Origin of the sequence: Nocardioides gansuensis (assembly GCF_003076135.1) — a bacterium.
In the GTDB taxonomy this organism is placed as follows: Bacteria; Actinomycetota; Actinomycetes; order Propionibacteriales; family Nocardioidaceae; genus Nocardioides; species Nocardioides gansuensis.
The window spans coordinates 1-18,496 of the sequence record NZ_QDGZ01000003.1; the positions used below are offsets into that span (position 1 = coordinate 1).

The 18,496-nt window shown below is 72.6% G+C and carries 23 protein-coding genes; 15 read left to right on the forward strand and 8 right to left on the reverse strand.

Annotated elements, in window-relative coordinates:
• A partial coding sequence (locus DDE18_RS06980) for a carboxyl transferase domain-containing protein (protein WP_281258365.1) occupies positions 1-427 on the reverse strand: 427 nt, incomplete at its 3' end.
• A 97-nt stretch (positions 428-524) separates the two neighbouring features.
• Between DDE18_RS06980 and DDE18_RS06985 the strand changes: the two genes are divergently transcribed.
• From DDE18_RS06985 to DDE18_RS07020, 8 genes are all read left to right on the forward strand, one after another.
• Entirely contained in the window at positions 525-1,328 is an 804-nt protein-coding gene (locus DDE18_RS06985) for a biotin--[acetyl-CoA-carboxylase] ligase (protein ID WP_116571550.1), read from the forward strand.
• 12 nt (positions 1,329-1,340) lie between these two features.
• Positions 1,341-1,841, forward strand: coding sequence for a PH domain-containing protein (locus DDE18_RS06990; RefSeq protein WP_116571551.1), 501 nt, complete (start codon positions 1,341-1,343; stop codon positions 1,839-1,841).
• Positions 1,831-2,817, forward strand: coding sequence for an adenylate/guanylate cyclase domain-containing protein (locus tag DDE18_RS06995; protein WP_116571552.1), 987 nt, complete (start codon positions 1,831-1,833; stop codon positions 2,815-2,817). Before DDE18_RS06990 ends, DDE18_RS06995 begins: the two co-directional genes overlap by 11 nt.
• A gap of 71 nt (positions 2,818-2,888) precedes the next feature.
• Positions 2,889-3,197, forward strand: coding sequence for a winged helix-turn-helix domain-containing protein (locus DDE18_RS07000; protein WP_116571972.1), 309 nt, complete (start codon positions 2,889-2,891; stop codon positions 3,195-3,197).
• A gap of 35 nt (positions 3,198-3,232) precedes the next feature.
• Positions 3,233-4,390, forward strand: coding sequence for a 5-(carboxyamino)imidazole ribonucleotide synthase (locus DDE18_RS07005; protein ID WP_116571553.1), 1,158 nt, complete (start codon positions 3,233-3,235; stop codon positions 4,388-4,390).
• Complete coding sequence (gene purE, locus DDE18_RS07010; RefSeq protein ID WP_281258351.1) at positions 4,383-4,919, forward strand: 5-(carboxyamino)imidazole ribonucleotide mutase; 537 nt, start codon at positions 4,383-4,385, stop codon at positions 4,917-4,919. Before DDE18_RS07005 ends, purE begins: the two co-directional genes overlap by 8 nt.
• A 4-nt stretch (positions 4,920-4,923) precedes the next feature.
• Entirely contained in the window at positions 4,924-6,006 is a 1,083-nt protein-coding gene (locus tag DDE18_RS07015; protein WP_165821070.1) for a heparan-alpha-glucosaminide N-acetyltransferase domain-containing protein, read from the forward strand.
• A gap of 5 nt (positions 6,007-6,011) precedes the next feature.
• Positions 6,012-7,001: a Gfo/Idh/MocA family protein gene (locus tag DDE18_RS07020; RefSeq protein ID WP_116571555.1), complete on the forward strand. Its 990-nt coding sequence runs from the start codon at positions 6,012-6,014 to the stop codon at positions 6,999-7,001.
• On the opposite strand, the gene arfB is transcribed toward DDE18_RS07020, so the two are convergent.
• Positions 6,998-7,426, reverse strand: a complete 429-nt coding sequence (gene arfB / locus DDE18_RS07025) for an alternative ribosome rescue aminoacyl-tRNA hydrolase ArfB (RefSeq protein WP_116571556.1) — start codon at positions 7,424-7,426, stop codon at positions 6,998-7,000. The genes DDE18_RS07020 and arfB overlap by 4 nt on opposite strands.
• 48 nt (positions 7,427-7,474) lie before the next feature.
• Between arfB and DDE18_RS23955 the strand changes: the two genes are divergently transcribed.
• Both DDE18_RS23955 and DDE18_RS23960 read left to right on the forward strand, forming a co-directional pair.
• Positions 7,475-8,548, forward strand: a complete 1,074-nt coding sequence (locus tag DDE18_RS23955) for an AAA family ATPase (RefSeq protein ID WP_116571557.1) — start codon at positions 7,475-7,477, stop codon at positions 8,546-8,548.
• A complete protein-coding gene (locus tag DDE18_RS23960; protein WP_116571558.1) occupies positions 8,506-8,931 on the forward strand; it encodes an ATP-binding protein in 426 nt (141 codons plus the stop codon). Before DDE18_RS23955 ends, DDE18_RS23960 begins: the two co-directional genes overlap by 43 nt.
• A 76-nt stretch (positions 8,932-9,007) precedes the next feature.
• Here DDE18_RS23960 and DDE18_RS22865 read toward each other — a convergent pair whose 3' ends face one another.
• The 4 genes from DDE18_RS22865 to DDE18_RS07050 all read right to left on the reverse strand — a co-directional run bounded on the left by DDE18_RS22865 (position 9,008) and on the right by DDE18_RS07050 (position 11,412).
• Complete coding sequence (locus DDE18_RS22865) at positions 9,008-9,151, reverse strand: GPGG-motif small membrane protein (RefSeq protein ID WP_165821071.1); 144 nt, start codon at positions 9,149-9,151, stop codon at positions 9,008-9,010.
• A 77-nt stretch (positions 9,152-9,228) separates the two neighbouring features.
• Positions 9,229-9,657 (reverse strand): DUF1707 SHOCT-like domain-containing protein, encoded by a 429-nt coding sequence (locus tag DDE18_RS07040; protein WP_116571559.1) that lies wholly within the window; start codon positions 9,655-9,657, stop codon positions 9,229-9,231.
• Entirely contained in the window at positions 9,657-10,271 is a 615-nt protein-coding gene (locus tag DDE18_RS07045; RefSeq protein ID WP_116571560.1) for a PadR family transcriptional regulator, read from the reverse strand. Before DDE18_RS07045 ends, DDE18_RS07040 begins: the two co-directional genes overlap by 1 nt.
• Before the next feature lie 97 nt (positions 10,272-10,368).
• On the reverse strand, positions 10,369-11,412 hold the full coding sequence (locus DDE18_RS07050; protein ID WP_211754455.1) for an NAD-dependent epimerase/dehydratase family protein: 1,044 nt from the start codon (positions 11,410-11,412) through the stop codon (positions 10,369-10,371).
• A gap of 40 nt (positions 11,413-11,452) precedes the next feature.
• On the opposite strand from DDE18_RS07050, the gene DDE18_RS07055 reads away from it, so the two are divergent.
• A complete protein-coding gene (locus DDE18_RS07055; protein ID WP_116571974.1) occupies positions 11,453-12,637 on the forward strand; it encodes an alcohol dehydrogenase catalytic domain-containing protein in 1,185 nt (394 codons plus the stop codon).
• Here the strand turns inward: DDE18_RS07055 and DDE18_RS07060 are convergent.
• On the reverse strand, positions 12,609-13,139 hold the full coding sequence (locus DDE18_RS07060; protein WP_133241179.1) for a hypothetical protein: 531 nt from the start codon (positions 13,137-13,139) through the stop codon (positions 12,609-12,611). The genes DDE18_RS07055 and DDE18_RS07060 overlap by 29 nt on opposite strands.
• A 55-nt stretch (positions 13,140-13,194) precedes the next feature.
• Positions 13,195-14,430 carry an LCP family protein gene (locus DDE18_RS07065; RefSeq protein WP_116571563.1) on the reverse strand — a complete coding sequence of 412 codons (1,236 nt, stop codon included), beginning with the start codon at positions 14,428-14,430 and terminating at the stop codon, positions 13,195-13,197.
• 24 nt (positions 14,431-14,454) lie between these two features.
• Here DDE18_RS07065 and DDE18_RS07070 point away from each other — a divergent pair, with 24 nt between their 5' ends.
• Genes DDE18_RS07070 through DDE18_RS07085 form a run of 4 tightly spaced genes read left to right on the forward strand, consistent with a single transcriptional unit; the run spans position 14,455 to position 18,469 of the window.
• The gene (locus DDE18_RS07070; RefSeq protein ID WP_245916493.1) at positions 14,455-15,039 is read left to right on the forward strand and encodes an acyl-CoA thioesterase; all 585 of its coding nucleotides are present in this window, start codon (positions 14,455-14,457) and stop codon (positions 15,037-15,039) included.
• Between the two features lie 49 nt (positions 15,040-15,088).
• Positions 15,089-16,603, forward strand: coding sequence for an LCP family protein (locus DDE18_RS07075; RefSeq protein WP_116571564.1), 1,515 nt, complete (start codon positions 15,089-15,091; stop codon positions 16,601-16,603).
• 31 nt (positions 16,604-16,634) lie between these two features.
• Positions 16,635-17,567, forward strand: a complete 933-nt coding sequence (locus tag DDE18_RS07080; RefSeq protein ID WP_116571975.1) for a glycosyltransferase family 2 protein — start codon at positions 16,635-16,637, stop codon at positions 17,565-17,567.
• Complete coding sequence (locus DDE18_RS07085; protein WP_116571565.1) at positions 17,564-18,469, forward strand: glycosyltransferase family 2 protein; 906 nt, start codon at positions 17,564-17,566, stop codon at positions 18,467-18,469. Before DDE18_RS07080 ends, DDE18_RS07085 begins: the two co-directional genes overlap by 4 nt.
• Positions 18,470-18,496: the final 27 nt, after the last annotated feature.

Below are 18,496 nucleotides of genomic sequence, written 5' to 3' on the forward strand. Positions count from 1 at the left end.
CCACGCCCTCCTGGATCCGGGCGCCGGCGCCCTCGTTGATCCCGATGATCGGGCAGCCGGTCTTGATGGCCAGGTCCATCACCTTGGTGATCTTCTCGCCGTAGACCTCGCCCAGCGAGCCGCCGAACACGGTGAAGTCCTGGGAGAACACGCACACCTGGCGGCCCTCGATGGTGCCGTAGCCGGTGACCACGCCGTCGCCGTAGGGGCGGCGCTGGTCCAGCCCGAACGCGGTCGAGCGGTGCCGGGCCAGCTCGTCGAGCTCGACGAAGGAGCCCTCGTCGAAGAGCATCTCGATCCGCTCCCGGGCGGTCCTGCGGCCCTTGGCGTGCTGCTTCTCCACCGCCTTGGCCGACCCCGCGTGCACCGCCTCGTCCAGGCGCCGCTCCAGGTCCGCGAGCTTGCCGGCCGTGGTGTGGATGTCGATGCCCTGCGGGACCTCGGTGCCGCCTGTCGGCTGTGCGCTCACGCTGGTGGTGTCCTCTCACTGGCTCGTGCTGGGGCCATGGGCCAATCTAGTGTCCATGACCGGGACCCCCTCACCGCGCCCACCTCTCGATCCGGACCGCCTCGCGGTCCCCAGCGGCTGGCGCGTGGAGGTGCTCGAGAGCGCTGCGTCGACCAACGCCCTCGTCGCCGAGCGCGCCCGCGCCGGCGAGCCGGCCGGCCTCGTGGTCGTCACCGAGCACCAGACCGCGGGCCGGGGCCGCCTCGACCGTGCCTGGGAGACGCCGGCCCGCTCGTCGCTGACGTTCTCCGTGCTGCTGCGTCCCGACGTGCCCGCGAAGGACTGGCCGTGGCTGCCGCTGCTGACGGGGTACGCCGTGCAGGCGGCGCTCGCCGACCGGCTGCCCGAGATCGCCCTCAAGTGGCCCAACGACGTCCTCGTGGAGGACCCCGCCACGGGGCAGGGTCGCAAGCTGGCCGGCATCCTGGTGGAGCGGGTCGACTCCGAGGACGGCCCGGCCGCGATCGTCGGCATCGGCATCAACGTCGACCAGACGCTCGACGAGCTGCCCGTCGCGTCGGCCACGTCGGTGCAGCTGGAGCTCGGCGAGACGCCCGACCGCACGGACCTCCTGGGGCAGGTGCTCGGCTCGCTGCACGGCCTCCAGGGCCTGCTCGAAGACACCGCGGCTCTCCGTGCCGCCTACGTCGACGCCTGCTCCACCCTCGGGAAGGTGGTCGACGTCCAGCTGCCCGCCGAGGGCGTGCGGCGGGGGGAGGCGCTCGACATCGACGCCGGCGGGGCGCTGGTGGTGAGTGCCGACGACGGCGTGTTCAGCGTGGGTGCCGGAGACGTCGTACACGTGCGTCCGATCGGGTGACATGATCGGGGCGTGTCGTTCCCCGCGCGTCTCCTCAACGAGGGTGAGACCGTCCTCGTCTCGACCCGCACCCACCCCAAGGCCCTGATCGGCCCCGTGCTGCTCACCGTGGTGCTGGTCGTCCTCTCCGTCCTCGTCCTGCGGACCGGCGTCACCGCGCTGGAGCTGGTCGTGTGGGTGCTGGCCGCGGCCGCCTTCCTGTGGTGGGTGGTCCGCCCGGTCGTCGCCTGGCTGACCACGACCTACACCTTCACCACGCGACGGTTCGTCAAGCGGTCCGGGCTGATCGCGAAGGAGGGCCGCACCATCCCGCTCAACCGGATCAGCGGTGTCGACTTCGAGATCGGGGTCATCGACCGGATCTTCGGTTGTGGCACGTTGATCGTCTCCGACGCCAGCACCGACGGCCGCGTCCTCCTTCACGACGTCCCGCGCGTGGAGGAGGTCCAGCTCCGCGTCGCCGAGCAGTTGCACGAGCTCTCCGGAGAAGGGCGTTCCGACGATGGCGCGTGACGCCGAGCTCGACGCCACCGAGCGGCTCGATCGCGCGATCCTGGGCGAGACGCCGAAGTTCACCGCCACCGACGTCGCGGAGGAAGCGGGTGTCACGCTCGACGAGACCCGCCGGCTCTGGCGGGCACTCGGCTTTCCCGAGATCCTCGGGGAGGCGGCCTTCACCCAGGGCGACGTCGACGCCCTCAGCACCGTCACCGGCATCGTCCGCACGGGAGTCCTCGACTTCGACATGGCGGTCAACCTGACGCGTGCGCTGGGCCAGACGATGGCCCGGCTGGCCGACTGGGAGGTGGGCACGCTGGCCGCCCGCGTGGAGGAGCTCGAGCGTGGCGAGCAGGCCACCGGCTCCCGCGTCGGCTCTGCGCTCCGGCTGATCCACGAGGTCAACCCGCCCTTCGAGGAGATGCTCGTCTACGCCTGGCGGCGTCACCTCGCTGCCGCCGTGCACCGGATGCAGGCGATGGGGGCCCGCGACGAGGACCTGCACACGGTCGACGTCACCGTGGGCTTCGCCGACCTGGTGGCCTTCACCGCGCTCTCCAACGAGATGGACAAGGACGGCCTCGGCGACCTCGTGGAGGTCTTCGAGTCCCGCTGCCACGACGTCATCTCCCACCACGGCGGCCGGATCATCAAGAGCCTCGGCGACTCGGTGCTCTTCGTGGTCAGCGAGGCGGTCGCGGGGGTCGCGATCGCCGAGGGGATCATCCACGTCATCGGCCGCGACCCGAAGATGCCCGACGTCCGCGTCGGCCTCGCCACCGGCGCCGTCATCGCCCGCCTGGGGGACGTCTTCGGGCCGCCGGTCAACATGGCGGCCCGGCTCACCGCGGTCGCGCGGCGCAACCGCCTGATCATCGACCAGGCCACCGCCGAGGCCCTGCCGGACGAGGACTTCGAGTGGCGACGGCTGCCCGCCCGGCCGGTGCGCGGCTTCGGCCTGGTCGAGCCGGTCGCCGTACGCCGTCGCTGACCGCAGAACTTTTTACTTGCGACTTCCGCAAACCGGTCGTGGGCCACGCGGCCACTGCCTACTTTGTGTCCGTGCTGGAAGTCCAAGACCTGCGTCTGGACCCGCAGTCCCGCAGGGTGTGGCGAGCCGAGGAGGAGATCCGGCTCTCCCGCAAGGAGTTCGACCTCCTGCACCACCTGATGGGGCGGGCGGGCCAGGTGGTCACGCGCGCCGAGCTGATGGAGCACGTGTGGCAGACCTCGTTCTTCACGTCGTCCAAGACGATCGACGTCCACCTGGGGTGGCTGCGGCGCAAGCTCGGTGACGACCCGAGGAGGCCGCACCTGATCACCACGCTGCGCGGCCACGGGCTCCGCTTCGAGACCGGCGGAGGCGCCTGAGCGCCCTCGGCGCGACCGGGGCTAGGGTTCTTCCCGTGTCTGAGCCTGCCCCCACTCTCGCTGTCATCGGCGGCGGCCAGCTGGCCCGGATGATGGCCCAGCCAGCGATCGCGCTCGCCCTGCCGCTGCGCCTGCTCGCGGAGGCCGAGGGCGTCTCGGCGGCCCAGGTGATCCCCGACCACGAGGTGGGGGACTACCGCGACCTGGAGACGCTGCGCCGGGTGACCAAGGGCTGCGCGGTCGTGACCTTCGACCACGAGCACGTCCCGACCGAGCACCTGCACGCGCTGGAGGCCGACGGGATCGCCGTACGCCCCGGGCCCGACGCGCTGGTGCACGCCCAGGACAAGGCGGTGATGCGCGCCCGGCTCGCCGAGCTCGGGGTGCCCTGCCCCCGCAACGCCGTCGTCGCCTCGCCCGCGGACGTCGAGGAGTTCGGCTTCCCGTGCGTCCTCAAGACGACGCGGGGCGGGTACGACGGCAAGGGGGTCTGGGTCGTCCGGGGGACCGAGGACACCGCCGAGCCGTTCGCGGTCGCCGCGGAGACCGGAGTCGGGCTGCTCGCCGAGGAGCTGGTCGAGTTCCGCCGCGAGCTCTCCGCGCTCGTCGCCCGGTCGCCCAGCGGCCAGGCCGCGGCCTACCCGGTCGTCGCCTCGACCCAGCTCGGCGGCATCTGCCACGAGGTCGTCGCCCCGGCGCCCGACCTCGACCCCTCACTGGCCGGGCAGGCACAGGAGATCGCGCTGCGGATCGCCGGGGCGCTCGACGTCACCGGCATCCTCGCCGTCGAGCTCTTCGAGACGACCGACGGCCGGATCCTGGTCAACGAGCTGGCGATGCGCCCGCACAACACCGGCCACTGGACCCAGGACGGCGCGGTGACCTCGCAGTTCGAGAACCACCTCCGTGCCGTGATGGACCTGCCGCTCGGCTCGCCCGCGCCCCGCGCCCGGTGGACCGTGATGGTCAACATCCTCGGCGGCCCCACCGACGCCGGCCGGCTCTACGACGGCTACCCGCACGCGATGGCCCGCGACCCGCACCTGCGGGTGCACCTCTACGGCAAGGAGCTGCGCCCCGGCCGCAAGGTGGGCCACGTGAACGCCTACGGCGACGACCTCGACGACTGCCTGGAGCGCGCCCGCCACGCGGCGGCGTGGTTCAGGGGAGACCTGGGAGACACGAGTGAGTGACCACGCAACCCCCACCGGTGCACGCGTCGGCATCGTGATGGGATCCGACTCCGACTGGCCGGTCATGCAGGCGGCCGCGGAGGCGCTGCGCGAGTTCGACGTGCCGTTCGAGGCCGACGTCGTGTCCGCCCACCGGATGCCCGACGAGATGCTCGCCTACGGCCGGGAGGCCGCCGACCGCGGGCTGTCGGTGATCATCGCCGGCGCCGGGGGAGCGGCCCACCTGCCGGGGATGCTGGCCTCGGTCACGCCGCTGCCCGTCATCGGCGTGCCCGTCCCGCTCAAGTACCTCGACGGCATGGACTCCCTGCTCTCGATCGTCCAGATGCCGGCCGGCGTCCCGGTCGCCACCGTCGCGGTCGGCAACGCCCGCAACGCCGGGCTGCTCGCCGTACGCATCCTCGCCGCCACGGATGCGGACCTCCGGGCGAAGATGGTGGAGTTCCAGGACTCGCTGCGGCAGGCCGCCACCGACAAGGGCGCCGTCGTCCGTGAGGCCGCAGGCGGCCCCCGCAAGCTCGGCTTCTGATCCGGTGCCGGGCGCGGGCCGAATCGTCGGGCTCGACGTCGCCCGGTGCCTCGCCCTGCTGGGGATGGTCGCGTCGCACGTGTTCGACGAGCCCACGCCCGCCGACGGCCGGGCGTCGGCGCTCTTCGCGGTCCTGGCCGGCGTCACCCTGGCGCTGTCGTCGGGCGGGCCTCGTCCCACGCCGGCGAGCCGTCGGGCCGGGGTCGCCGCCGGCCTGGCCGTGCGCGCCGTCCTGATCGCCCTGGTCGGGCTGGTGCTCGGCGGGCTCGGCTCGGGCCTGGCCGTGATCCTCACCTACTACGGCCTGCTGTTCCTGGTCGGCCTGGCCTTCCTGCCTCTCCGGGCCAGCGCCCTCCTCGTCCTCGGCGCAGTCACGGTCGTGGTGGGGCCGGTGCTCTCGCACCTGGTCCGGCCGCACCTGCCCGAGCGCGGCTTCGCCAGCCCGACCCTGGGCCAGCTGGTCGGCGACCCGGCCGGCCTCGTGTCGGAGCTGCTGTTCACCGGCTACTACCCGGTGGTGCCCTGGCTGGCCTACCTCCTCGTCGGGATGGGGCTGGGCCGCCTCGGCCTCTCGTCCCGCCGTACGCCGCTGCTGCTGGCCGGAGCCGGCGCGGTCCTCGCGGTCGCCGCGACGGTCGTCTCACGCGCGTTGACAGGGGACCGGGTCGCCGGTCGTCGGCTCGAGGAGGTCGAAGGGCTGCCCGGCACGACTCCGACCGGCGGCCCGTGGGAGTGGCTCCTGGTGGCAGAGCCCCACAGCGGCACCCCCTTCGACCTGGCGCAGACGACGGGCAGTGCGCTGCTGGTCATCGGTCTCGCGCTCCTGGTCGTGGGCCCGCTCGGCGCCCGGGGCACGCGCTTCGTCTCCGTCCTCTTCGGCGCCGGGACGATGACGCTCACCCTCTACTCGCTGCACGTGGTGACCCGGGCACCCGGGCTGCTGCCGGGATCGCTCGTCGAGAGCTATCTCTTCCACGTCCTGCTGCTGATGGGCATCGGCTCGGTCTACGTCGCGCTGGGCCGCCGGGGACCGCTCGAGCGCCTCGTCGGTGTGGCCAGTCGCTCCACGTCGCGTGCCCTAGGTTGACGTCCATGACGACGCGCTGGGGCATCGCCGGCACCGGGGCCATGGCGGCCGCCTTCCTCGCCGACTTCGACCAGGTCGCCGACGCGGAGGTGACCGCGGTCGGCAGCCGCACCGCCGAGCGGGCCGCGGAGTTCGCTGCCGGGCACGGCATCGCCGGCGCGCACACCTACCGCAACCTGATGGCGAGCGACGTCGACGTCGTCTACGTCGCCACGCCGCACCCCCAGCACCACGCGCTCGCCCTCGCGGCGATCGAGGCCGGCAAGGCCGTCGTCGTCGAGAAGGCCTTCAGCGCCACGCTCGCCGGCGCCCGCGAGGTCGTCGACGCCGCCCGCGAGCGCGGGGTCTTCTGCATGGAGGCGATGTGGACGCGCTTCCAGCCCGCCGTCGTCCGGGCCCGCGAGCTGATCGCCGAGGGCGAGATCGGCGACGTCTTCATGGTGCAGGCCGACCTGGGTGCCTTCCGTCCCTACGACCCCGCCAGCCGGCTCTTCGACCCCGCGCTCGGGGGCGGCGCCACCCTCGACCTCGGCGTCTACGTGATCTCCGTGGCGCAGCACTTCCTCGGCACGCCCGACCGCGTCACGGCCACCGGCACGCGCTACCCCAACGACACCGACGCCAGCGCCGCCATCCACCTCGCGTACGACGACGGGCGCGCCGCCTCCCTGGTCTGCTCGCTCACCAGCGAGACCGGTGGTCGCGCCGTCGTGATGGGCACCGCGGGGTCGATCGAGCTGGCTCCGCGCTTCCACCACCCCACGCGCCTCGTCGTACGGCGCAACGGGCAGGCGGCCGAGGAGGTCGACCTGCCGGCGGACGGCCGCGGCTACGCCCACGAGATCGTCGAGGTGGGCCGCTGCCTCGCCGCCGGGCTGACCGAGAGCCCGCTGATGTCGCTCGACGACACCCTGGCCGTGCAGTGGGTGATGGAGGAGACCCTGTCGCAGCTCGGCATCACCGCGCACGAGGGAGAGGTCCCGGGCCTCGCCTAGTCGCCGACCCGCCCCCGCAGCGACTTGGTCTCCGCGCGCTGCTTCTTCTCCTTCAGGCGCCGCTCCTTCGACCCGCGGGTCGGCCGGGTGGGCCGCCGCGGCGGAGGAGGCGGCGCGAGGGCCTGGCGCAGCTGGTCGGCCAGCCGCTCCCGCGCCGCCATCCTGTTGCGGTGCTGGGAGCGGTGCTCCGACGCCGCGACGGTGATCCGTCCCTCGGGCCAGCGGGCGAGCGCTCGCCGCCGTTGGGTCTCGGTGAGCGAGGGCGACGACGCCATGTCCCACTCCAGCTCCACGCGGGTGTCGCTGGTGTTGACCGACTGGCCGCCGGGGCCGGGCGACTTCGAGAACCGCTCGACCAGCTCGGCCGAAGGGATCACGAGTCCCTGCGGCACGCCCGGACCGGGCGGCACCTGGAGGTCGCGCATGTCTCTGCTCCCGGGATAAGGGCTGGACAGCCAGCCTAGGCTCGCGCCATGGGGATGCCGGGGGAGCAGAGGGAGCCCGACGGGTTCGAGCTGGCAGACGTCGGCCGCGTGGCGCGCCACTCGGTTGGGCGGTGGGTCAAGGCCGCCCGCATCGCCGAGCAGCCGACGTTCTCCGACATCATCGCCGGGCACCTGCACACGGACGCACGGGGGCTCCCGGTCGCGGAGGAGCGGTGGCCTTCCTACGAGCACGTCAACGTCCAGGCCGGGCTCGACGCCTGGCTCGCCACGGGTGAGTGGGAGCACGACACGCTAGGCATGACCGGCTACCGCCACCGCGGGCCGTTCGGGCTCAGCGACCTCCTCAGCGCGGACGAGATGTTCGGCCCGGCGATCCGGCCCGGCAACATCTCGACCGTCCGGTTGGCGGCGGGCCCCGACGGCGATACCGTCGAGTGCCTCCGCGCGGCCGTGATCCTGCTCAGCCGGGCCGGCGACCGCGCGGCCCTGCTCGTGCGCGGGTCGGACCGCGAGAGCGACATGCACGGGGTGACCGTGGAGATCATCGCCAGCCGGGACGGCCTCGCAGCCGAGATCGGGGCGCGCGTGCGGGCGGCGGCCGTCGAGCACAACGTCTTTCGCGGTCACGTGGTGTCCTTCGGCCAGGACATGTTCGGTGAGCGCGGCTCGGCCCTGAAGTTCCGGCGTCGTCCGTCGATGTCGCGTGAGCAGCTCATCCTGCCGGAGGAGACCTTCTCCGACGTACGCCGCCAGGTGGTCGGCGTCGCCCGCAACCGCGACCGGCTGCGCGCCGCCGGCCAGCACCTGAAACGGGGCCTGCTGCTCTACGGCCCGCCGGGAGTGGGAAAGACGCACACGATCCGCTACCTCATCAGCGAGCTGGCCGACACGACCGTCGTGGAGCTGACGGGCGAGACGCTCCATGCCATTCGCGAGGCCTGCTCCGTGGCCCGCACCCTGCAGCCGGCGGTCATCGTGGTCGAGGACGTCGACCTGATCGCGGAACAGCGCGACCACTACAGCGGGCAGACTCCCTCCTCTTCACGCTGCTCAACGAGATGGACGGGCTCGACGAGGACGCCGACGTCGTCTTCGTGCTGACGACCAATCGGGCCGACCTGCTCGAGCCGGCGCTCACCCAGCGACCCGGCCGGGTGGACCAGGCGGTGCATATCGGGCTGCCCGGCAGGGACGACCGCCGGCGCCTCATCGACCTCTACCGCGGCCGGCTCGAGGTCGACCTCAGCCGGCTCGAGGACGTGCTCGACCGCACGGAGGGCGTCACCGCCTCCTTCCTCAAGGAGCTGCTCCGCAGGTCCGCGGTGCTCGCGGTCGAGGAGGGGCTGGTCGACGGGGGCGAGCCCGTGCAGGTGGCCGCGGAGATGCTCGACCGGGCGCTCGCGGACCTCCTGGATGACCGCAACGAGATGACCCGGACAGTGCTGGGCTTCCGCGACCCCGGACAGGTGGAGGTCGACGGCTGACGCCTGCGTCCGGAGACGCCGGGGCCCTCAGGCCGCGCACCCCCGTGGGCTGCACGTGCTGAGGGCCCCGGTGCGCCTACCGGAAGATGCTGTAACCGCCCGGGCCCACGAGCAAGCCCACGACGATCAGCACGACGCCCCAGAGCACCTGTCCGCGGATCAGCGAGACGATGCCGGCGATCACGAGGATGGCCGCGATGATGAACAACAGGGTGGTCATGTTCCCTCCTACGTCTGCGGCTGATGCCGCCTCGCTCGTCCGGTACCCGGTCACCGCGGCCCGCTAACCCGCGGCCATCAGGACGTGTGGGGCCGCCGCATCATCCCGTGGCAGCCGCCGTGCTGCCACGATCCGGCCCGGCGCGGCGACCCGCGGTGGAGCTTGGCCAGCACGATCCAGACGCCGATGGCGAGGACCCACCACGGGATCAGCTCGACCAGCGCGACGGCCACGAGGGCGCCGAGCACCAGCAGCGGGACGGGCAGCGGGAGGGACAGCCGGCCGCGCGGCCGCAGGTAGCTGCGCTGCGGCGTGGCCGCGGCCGGTGGCGCCAGGGCAGGCAGGTCCTCGAACAGCATCGCCAGGTCGGCCCGGGTGCGAGCGGTCCAGATAGCGTCGAGGCGCTCGTCGTACTCCTCGTGCGAGAGCCGGCCGTCGGCGTAGTGCCGCGCGAGGTCGGCCATGGCGCGCTCGCGGTCGGCGTCACTGATGCGCAGCTCGGCCATCACGCCTCCTCGTCCCGTGCGGTGTCGTCACCGTCGGCGAGGATGCCGTAGAGGCGCCGGCGGGTGTCGACCAGCACGTCGAGCGCGGCCCGGCGCTGCTGGTCGGAGCCCTGGGTGAGCAGCTGCCACACGGCGCTCATCACCTGGCCGATCTCGCTCTTGATGTCCGCCCCGCCGGACGTGCCCTGCTCGCGCCGGTCAGGACGCTCGAAGGGCGCCCAGACCTCCGCGAGCTCGTCGGCGTGCTGCTCCGCCCAGGCGAGACCCTCCGCGGTCAGCCGGATCGTGCGCCTGCCGCGGTCGTCGTCACTCTCGACCAGGCCCTCGTCCTGCAGCTGCTGGATGGTCGGGTAGACCGACCCGGGGGAGGGTCGCCACTCGCCGTTGCTGCGCTCGGCGATCTCCTGGATCACCTGGTAGCCGTTGATCGACTCTCCGGCGTGGGCAGCCCGCGCGAGCACGTCGATGATCCCGGTGCGGACGTCGCCCCGGCGCACGCGCGGGCCGCTGCCCGCCGGGCGGGTGGGCTGGGCGAGCCCGAAGAGTCCCTGCAGCCAGGGCGGGGGTCCCGACGGACCGCCGCTCCACGCGTGTCCCTGCCATCCGTGTCCCATGGTCGCCTCCCCGACGCTGTATCGCTGTCATATCGCTGTCCTATCGCGATATATCGCGAGCGTAGCGCCGCTGAAGGAGGCGGACAAGGGGAATCCGTCAGCGGTCGGGGTGGAGGGGCGGCGTGCCGTGGCCGGCGCCCGCCTGCATCCCGCCGAGCAGCTCCTGGAGGGCCTCGGTGGCCGTCCGGGTGGGTGCCCAGTCCAGCTCGCTCCGGGCGCGCGCGTGCGACAGCACCGGCACCCGCATCAGCGCGTCGAAGAGCTCCGGCGGGACCGGCGCCGCCCGGGTCCGCCAGGCCGCGCCGAGCGCGGCGCGCGCCACCCGGGGCGGCACGACCCAGGCCCGCGAGCCGACGGCCTCCGCCACGTCGGACTCCGTGAGCACCTGGTCGGCGCAGAGGTTGAACGGCCCCGGCGCCCTCCTCGCCAGGATCCGGGCGACCGCGTCGGCCACGTCGCGGGCGTGCACCACCTGCAGCCTCAGGCCCGCCGGGATCGGGAGTCGCGGCGCGAGCTCGGGGCGCATGAGCCGCCCGGGGACTAGGGGGCCGGCGAAGATCCGGCGCTGCTCGGAGGACGCCCGCCACTGGAAGACGAAGGCAGGGCGCAGGCGCGAGACCACGAGGCCGGGTCGCTCCGCCAGGTCGAGCAGACGCTCGACGTACGCCTTCTCCCGCGCGTACGCCGCCGAGGACGCGCCATGGGTCGGCCAGTCCTCGGCCACGGGAGCATCGGACCCCGCGGGGGAGTAGGCGGCGATCGAGGACGCCACGACCAGCTGGGAGACCGAGGTCGACGGCAGCGCCTCCAGCAGCCGGACCAGCCCGATCACGTTGGTGCTCCAGGTGATGTCGGGGCGCCTGGTGGGGTGGAACATCCAGGCCAGGTCCACCACCGCGTCCGCGTCGCCCACCACGTCCTGGGGCCTCGCGAGCCGGACGTCGAGCGCGCGCCACCTGACGCTCCGTCCGCCGGGCGCCCTGGCCTCGGGCGTCTCGGGCAGCCGCCGCGCCACGCCGACGACCTCGTCCACCTCGGGGTCGGACGCCAGCCGCTCGACGACGGCCGTGCCGATGTTGCCGGTCGCGCCGACCACCACCACCTTCACCTCGCGCCGGTACCCGGCCGGCTCCTCGGGCACACCGTGCATGCGGCGGGGTCGGCATGGGCACCGGTCCGCCATGCGAGCGGTGACCTGGCACGGAGTCGGCGACGTGCGGGTCGAGGACGTCCCCGACCCCGTCATCCAGCAGCCCACCGATGCGCTCGTGCGCATCACCTCCACCGGGCTGTGCGGGTCGGACCTCCATCTCTACGGCCCGCTGGCGCCGTTCATGACCCGCGGCGACGTCCTCGGCCATGAGCCGATGGGCGTGGTGGAGTCGGTCGGGTCGGCGGTCCCCGACCTCGCGGCTGGCGACCGGGTCGTCGTGCCGTTCCAGGTCGCCTGCGGCACCTGCTGGATGTGCACGCACGAGCTGCAGTCGCAGTGCGAGACCACGCAGGTGCGGGAGCACGGCACCGGCGCCAGGCTGCTCGGCTACAGCGCCCTCTACGGCAGCGTCCCGGGCGGCCAGGCCCAGCTGCTGCGGGTGCCCCACGCGTCGTACGGACCCATCAAGGTGCCGCACGGGCCGCCCGACGAGCGCTTCCTCTTCCTCTCCGACGTGCTGCCGACCGCCTGGCAGGCCGTGGAGTACGCCGAGGTGCCCGACGGCGGCACGCTGCTGGTCCTCGGGCTCGGGCCGATCGGCCAGATGTGCGTGCGCATCGCCCGGCACCGGGGACACCGCGTCATCGGCGTCGACCGGGTCCCCGAGCGGCTGGAGGCCGCCGCCGCCTGGGGTGCGGAGACCATCGACTTCTCGGGCACCGACGTGGTGCCGGAGATCCACGACCGCACCGAGGGGCGGGGAGCCGACTCGGTGGTCGACGCGGTCGGCATGGAGGCCCACGGCTCACCCGTCGCCGAGCTGGGCATCAAGGCCGTCAGCAGGCTGCCGTCCCCCGTGGCCGGCGCCATGATGAAACGTGCGGGAATCGACCGGCTCGCCGCCCTGCAGACCGCCATCGAGGCGGTCAGGCGTGGTGGCACGCTGTCCCTGAGCGGCGTCTACGGCGGCCAGGCCGACCCGCTGCCGATGATGACCCTGTTCGACAAGCAGGTCCGGATCCACATGGGCCAGGCCAACGTCCGCCGCTGGGTGGACGACCTGATGCCCCTGGTCGCCGGCGAGGACGACCCGCTGGGCGTCGAGTCGTTCGCGACGCACCGGCTGCCCCTCGGCGAGGCGCCGGACGCCTACCGAGCCTTCCGCGACAAGGAGCGCGGCATGATCAAGGTCGTCCTGGACCCCTGGGCGTGAGCAGCTGGGCCTCGACGCTCATGGTGTGGGCCTCCTCCAGGCGGCGCAGCTGGTCGTCCGCCCGCGCGATGAGCGCGTCGAGGACCGCCACGTCGAGACGCGAGTCGTCCCGCGCCAGCACCCGTAGGCTCTCCCAGCCGGCCCGCTTGCCGATCACGGCGCTGCGCAGGCCCTCGATCTCGAGGACGTCCGAGACGGGTGAGCGCCGCACGATCCGGCCGTTCGGCTTGAGGCGCCCCAGGCGCTCGACCGCCCGTGCGGCGAGCGGCATGACATGGCCACGGCCGACCCCGAGCGTGTCCATCAGGCGGGCGAGCTGGTCCCGGTCCTCGGCGATGTCCTGGGCGACACCGTCGAGCACGCGCGCGACCTCGCGGTCCGAGTGGGAGCGCGCCGCACGACGTGCGAAGTCGACGCCGGCGGCGGCGCCTGCCCAGTGGTTGCGCAGGTAGATCTCGAGAGCGTCCATGGTGGGGACGTACCCGATCCGGTGCCCGCGCACGCGGGTCAGAGGATGCGCGGCGTCTCCGACGCCCGGGCATCGTAGGCGTCGCCGGTCACCGGGGCATTCCTGTCGGGGTGCAGAGCTGGTCGGGGATGCCGGCGGTGTCGTCCTCGATGATGTGCTGGAAAAGCTGCCGGCTCCGCTCCTCGTCCCAGTTGACGGCGAGGTCGGCGATCGGGACGCCGCAAGTGAGGCCCTGCTCGCCGTTGACCCGGGTCATCGCGAAGCCGAACCTGGCCAGCGAGATCGGCGAGGTGCCGTCGCTGACGTTGAACGAGTCGGCCGCGGCCATGTTGAGGCGGTAGTAGCGGACCGGGTTGATGAAGGTCCACGGCGAGAGGGCTTCCTTGCCGATCGCCGAGACGACCTCGCGCTGGTGCTTCGCACGGTCGATGTCACCGAGTCCGGACGTGTGCCGCGAGCGCGCGTAGCCCAGCGCGGTCTTGCCGTCGGCCTCCTGGCAGCCCTTCTTGATCTTGAGGTTGGCCAGCGGGTCGTCCATCGCCTCGGTCGGGCAGATCTCGATGCCGCCCACCGCGTCGACCATGCCGACGAAGCCGCCGAACCCGACCTCGACGTAGTCGTCGATGCGGATGCCGGTCTCGCCCTCCAGCGTCCGGATCAGCCCCTCCGGGCCGTCGTAGGCGAACGCGGCGTTGATCTTGTCGGTCCCGTGGCCGGGGATCTCCACGATCGAGTCGCGGGGGATCGACATCAGCAGGTTGGGCCCGTCGCCGGTGTGCAGCAGCATGATCGTGTCGGTGCGCTGGCCTTCCGGGCCGCCCGTGCCGAGCTCCTTGCGCTCCTCCGGCGTGAGGTCGTCGCGCGAGTCTGAGCCGACGAGCAGGTAGGTCTGCCCCGGCTGGTCGGCCGGCCTGTCGCCGTCGGGGAGCGCCTCGACCTTGGTCACCTTGGTCCACGCCCAGAACGGCACGGCGATCATGAAGACCAGCCAGAGCAGCAGGACCAGCTTGAGCCAGCCGAGGCGGAACCGGCCGCGCGACCGGGCTGGACGGGATGGCGGCCGGTCCCCCGTGGTGGAGCGGGACTCCGGGCGGCGCGGCGGGCCATCGGCCGAGCTCGCCCGGCGTGGGCGGGTGACGGCCGGCATCACTCGGGTCTCGTCGGGGCGTGAGGTCGACTCTGCTCGGGGTGTCTGGCTCTTCGGGGACTGCGTGGGGATCGCCCGCGTGACGTCGTCGGGCGCGTTGCCGCGCCGGCCGTAGAGCCATTCGTACTCGGGCGTCCCCTCCGCGGGGGCGCCCGGATCCCTGGGACGATCAGACATGGCCGTGACGCTACCGTGCAGCCCATGAGCGAGCACGGCCCGGCAGCACATGTGGATCACCACGCCCCGAGCGCCCGCCCGGCCTCCTTCTCTCGTGTCTCACTGGCCATCACGGCTCACTCCACGCACGCCAACCTGCTCGGCAACGTGCACGGCGGCGAGATCATGAAGCTCGCCGACAACACCGCCGGCGCGGTCGCGTTCCGGCACAGCGGTGGGCCTGCCGTGACGGCGGCCATGGACGAGATGAGCTTCCTCGAGCCCGTGCGCGTCGGCGACATCATCCGCACCTTCGGCCAGGTCAACTGGTCGGGTCGCTCGTCGATGGAGATCGGCGTCCGGGTCGAGGCGCAGCCGTGGGGCAACGCGACCGACGAGCCCGTGCACGTGGCCAGCGCCTACTTCGTCTTCGTCGCCATCGACGAGCACGGCGCCCCGCGCCCACCCTCGTCACGGAGACCCCCCACGACGTACGCCGCGAGCGCGAGGCCCAGATCCGCCGCGCCCACCGCCTCGCACGCAAGAGGGAGATCGACCAGGGCCGCGAGCCGTGACGGCGAGCCCACCGCAGACCTGACGGCGCGTCGTACCCGGCTGTGGCGGGTGTGACTGGTGATACTGGCGGGGCACTCTTCTTCCCCCACCGAGAGGGCACCCCATGGCTCCAGGGCAGCCTGCCGTCGACTCCGGCGCTCGCTTCTCGACCGTCGACCGCGCCCAGCGGGTGCGGTTCCGGCGCGCCGTCACGCTGATGGTGATGACCCTCATCGTCCCCGGGTCCGCGCAGCTCGTGGCGGGCAACCGGCGTCTCGGGCGGCTGGCGATGCGGATCTGGATGGTGCTGCTCCTGGTGGGCCTGGTCGTGGGGGCGATCGCCTGGTTCTCCAACGCCTTCGTCTTCTGGGCCGCGTCCAACACGCTGCTCCTCGGCGCTGTGCGGCTGCTGCTCATGGGCCTGGCGATCGGCTGGGCAGCCCTCTTCATGGACGCCTGGCGGATCGGCCAGCCGCTCACCCTGCACCGCAAGCAGCGGCTGGGCGTGGTGGGCGTCAACGGCCTGCTCTGCTTCTCCGTCGCCGGCACCCTGCTCTTCGGCGCGCACCTGGTGGGGGTGCAGCGCCAGTTCATGATCACGATGTTCGGCGACGGCGAGGCCGTCGGCGCCCACGACGGCCGCTACAACATCCTGCTGCTCGGCGGTGACGCCGGCGCCGGCCGCTGGGGGCTCCGCCCCGACTCGCTCACGGTCGCCTCCGTAGATGCCCGCACCGGCAAGACGGTGCTCATCGGGCTGCCCCGCAACATGGCCAACTTCCCGTTCGCCGAGGGCTCCCCGATGGCGCAGGAGTTCCCGGACGGCTTCGACTGCGACGGGTGCTACCTCAACGGCGTGAGCACGTGGGCGATGGACAACACCGAGCTGTTCAAGGGCTCGAAGCACCCCGGCGTCGACGCCACCGTGAGCGCGGTCGAGGGGATCACCGACCTCGAGATCAGCTACTGGGCGATGGTCAACCTCGAAGGGTTCAAGGACCTCGTCGACGCCGTGGGCGGCGTGACCCTCAACGTCCGCTCGCGGATCCCGGTCGGCCTCCCACACGACGACTTCTACACGCACATCGAGCCCGGGGTGAAGAAGCTCAACGGCTTCGAGACCCTGTGGTTCGCCCGGGCCCGGCACGACTCCGACGACTACTCGCGGATGGCCCGCCAGAAGTGCGTGATGAACGCGATGCTCCAGCAGGTCAGCCCGGAGGTGGCGCTGCGCAACTTCTCCAAGATCGCCAAGGCGAGCTCGCAGATGGTGTCCACCAGCGTCCCGCGCGGCGAGGTCGACCGCTTCGTGCAGCTCGCGCTCCGCGCCAAGGAGCAGAGGATCGCCTCGGTGTCGCTGGTGCCGCCGAAGGTCAACACCGCCGACCCCGACATGGACGTCGTGCACGCGATGATCAGCGACGCGATCGACAGGTCCGAGGGCGACGCCGCGACGCCCGCTCCGGTGCCGACCGACGACGAGGCAGCAGCCGACGGTGGCAAGGCGGTGTCGGGCAAGCAGGCGGTGGAGCCGAAGCCCACGCCGGCACCGCAGCCGACCACGACCGGAGGCTCGCTGGGCTCCCTGAAGGACGGCTACCAGGCCAACCAGGCCGACGACCTCGGCGCGGCCTGCTGACCGTGGAGCACGGCCCCCTAGGGTGTACGCCGTGAGTCGTCGAGGTCCGGAGCCGCGCATCGTCGCGGTGGTCGTGACCTTCAACCGGCTGGCGCTCGTGCAGCGGCTCGTCGCCCGGCTCGGGGAGGTCGCCGGGGTCGCCGAGGTGCTCGTCCTCGACAACGCCTCGACCGACGGCACGGGGGAGTGGCTCGCAGCCACGACGACCACGGGTGAGGTCCCGGTCGTGGGCCGCTCGCTCGAGACCAACCGCGGCGGAGCGGGTGGCTTCCACGACGGCCTCGCCTGGGCGATCGACCGGGACGCCGACCTGGTCTGGCTGATGGACGACGACGGCCTGCCGGACTCCGACTGCCTGGAGCGGCTGCTCCCCTTCCACGGGGAGCTCGACTTCTGGGGCCCCGCGGTGCTCGCGGAGCACGACCCGTGGCGGCTGTGCTTTCCGATCCGGCTGCCCGGAAGCAGCAAGGTCGTCCACGAGATGGCAGCGGTCGAGGCCGCGGCCACGGACGGGCTGATCCGCGACGTCGTCATCCCGTTCAACGGCGTTCTCGTCACCCGTGACCTCGTCGACCTGGTCGGTCTGCCGCGCGAGGAGTTCTTCATCTGGGGCGACGACGTGGAATACCTGTGGCGGTCCCGCGAGGCCGGCGCCCGCGTCGCCACGGTGGTCGACGCCCACTTCCTGCACCCGGCGACCGATGACCTGGGGACGCCCATGATGTTCGGGCTGACCACCTACAACCACAGCCCGAGCGACCTCAAGCACTACTGCATGGCGCGCAACAACCTGGTCAACCTCCGCGACTACCGCGGCCCGCTGCACGCCCTGGCGTTCGTGGTGAAGACGCTGTGGTTCTACGCCTTCACCCGCCCCAGCCCGGCCCGGCTCCGCCTGAGCATCGGGGCGATGCGGGCCGGCATCGCCGGCGACTTCGACGGGCATCGGAGGTTCCTGGCGTGAGGGAGACCGTGGCGGTGGTCGTGGTCACCTACAACCGCGCCGACCTGCTCGCGAGGATGCTCGACGGCCTCGCAGCCCAGACGCACCTGCCCGACGCGGTGATCGTCGTCGACAACGCGAGCACCGACCACACCCGGGCCGTGCTCGACGCGCGGCACGACCTGCCGCTGCACGTGACCACCACCCACGCCAACCTCGGCGGCGCCGGCGGCTTCCACGTCGGTGTCCGCGCGGCGTACGACGCGGGCTGGGACAGGCTGTGGCTGATGGACGACGACGTCGTCCCGGCGCCCGACTGCCTCGCCACGCTGATGGCCACGGACGAGGACTGCCTGATGGCCGTGCGCGAGGACCTCGAGGGCCGGCTGTGCGAGAAGGCGGCGCTGCGCTTCGACCTCGCCAACCCGCTGGTGATCCGGCCGAAGACGGCCAGCGTCGACTCGGCGTACTCCTCCCGCGACGAGCTGCCCGCGCTGGTGGAGCTGGAGAACGTCGCCTTCGAGGGCTTCATGGTGCGGCGCCGGGTGGTGGAGCGGATCGGGTTCCCCGACCCGGAGTTCTTCATCTTCTACGACGACGTCGACTTCGCCGTGCGCGCCCGGCGGGCCGGCTACCGGATCTGGGCCGTGCGCGACGCGCGGCTGGTGCGCCAGCTCGACTTCAACCAGCAGCACGACCTCGCGGGCTGGAAGGGGTTCTACATGTACCGGAACCTCTTCGTCGTCCACCTCCGCTACGGCGAGAACGCCCTCGTCCGGCTCAAGCCGTGGCTGATCGTCCTCGCGGTGCTGCTCATGTGCCCGCTGCGCGGCGGCCGTGCCGAGGCGGCCAACGTGACCCGCGCCATCCGCTCGGCCCGGGGCATGCGTCGCCTGACCGAGGCCGCCGGGCCCCCTCGCTAGACTCATCGACGCCTCCAGGCGTCCCAC

Coding starts and splice junctions, on each gene's coding strand:
- DDE18_RS06985 (WP_116571550.1), top strand. CDS start 525: ATGACCGGGACCCCCTCACCGCGCCCACCTCTCGATCCGGACCGCCTC.
- DDE18_RS06995 (WP_116571552.1), top strand. CDS start 1,831: ATGGCGCGTGACGCCGAGCTCGACGCCACCGAGCGGCTCGATCGCGCG.
- DDE18_RS07020 (WP_116571555.1), top strand. CDS start 6,012: ATGACGACGCGCTGGGGCATCGCCGGCACCGGGGCCATGGCGGCCGCC.
- arfB (WP_116571556.1), bottom strand. CDS start 7,426: ATGCGCGACCTCCAGGTGCCGCCCGGTCCGGGCGTGCCGCAGGGACTC.
- DDE18_RS23955 (WP_116571557.1), top strand. CDS start 7,475: ATGGGGATGCCGGGGGAGCAGAGGGAGCCCGACGGGTTCGAGCTGGCA.
- DDE18_RS23960 (WP_116571558.1), top strand. CDS start 8,506: ATGGACGGGCTCGACGAGGACGCCGACGTCGTCTTCGTGCTGACGACC.
- DDE18_RS22865 (WP_165821071.1), bottom strand. CDS start 9,151: ATGACCACCCTGTTGTTCATCATCGCGGCCATCCTCGTGATCGCCGGC.
- DDE18_RS07040 (WP_116571559.1), bottom strand. CDS start 9,657: ATGGCCGAGCTGCGCATCAGTGACGCCGACCGCGAGCGCGCCATGGCC.
- DDE18_RS07045 (WP_116571560.1), bottom strand. CDS start 10,271: ATGGGACACGGATGGCAGGGACACGCGTGGAGCGGCGGTCCGTCGGGA.
- DDE18_RS07055 (WP_116571974.1), top strand. CDS start 11,453: ATGCGAGCGGTGACCTGGCACGGAGTCGGCGACGTGCGGGTCGAGGAC.
- DDE18_RS07065 (WP_116571563.1), bottom strand. CDS start 14,430: ATGTCTGATCGTCCCAGGGATCCGGGCGCCCCCGCGGAGGGGACGCCC.
- DDE18_RS07070 (WP_245916493.1), top strand. CDS start 14,455: ATGAGCGAGCACGGCCCGGCAGCACATGTGGATCACCACGCCCCGAGC.
- DDE18_RS07075 (WP_116571564.1), top strand. CDS start 15,089: ATGGCTCCAGGGCAGCCTGCCGTCGACTCCGGCGCTCGCTTCTCGACC.